Consider the following 482-nt stretch of genomic DNA (forward strand, 5'->3'; position numbering starts at 1 on the left):
GCCACCCCGGCGGCGGAGCAGGCCGCCAGCGTCGGGATCATCCCGACCTTGAACCGGAACATGGCCACGATCGCCGCGATGGAGAGCGCCAGCGCCCACAGATCGACGCTGGCCAGCACCGGCATATCGAAGCGGAGGCCGAGCGTGCTGACGGGCCGCAGCTCGCGGAACAGGGCGTGCACGGCGAACCAGATGGCCAGGTTCAGGATGACGCCGACCACGGCGGCCGTGATGGCCGACAGCGCTCCCGCCAACGCCTTGTTGCCGCGGAGAACCTCGATGTAGGGCGCACCCAGGAAGATCCAGAGGAAGCACGGCGCGAAGGTGACCCAGGTGGCCAAGAGGCCGCCGAGCGTCCCGGCCAGCATCGGCGAGAGGCTCCCTGGGTCGCGGAACGCCGCCATGAACCCCACGAACTGCAACACCATGATCAGCGGGCCTGGCGTGGTTTCGGCCATGCCGAGGCCGTCCAGCATCTCGCC

Annotated in this window: 1 protein-coding gene; it reads right to left on the bottom strand. The window is 69.5% G+C overall.

The window, feature by feature from the left end; genetic code table 11:
• The coding region (locus ACYVO7_RS25805; protein WP_460452620.1) for a chromate transporter at positions 1-482 on the bottom strand (482 nt) is incomplete at both ends.

Source organism: Alsobacter sp. SYSU BS001988 (assembly GCF_054796215.1).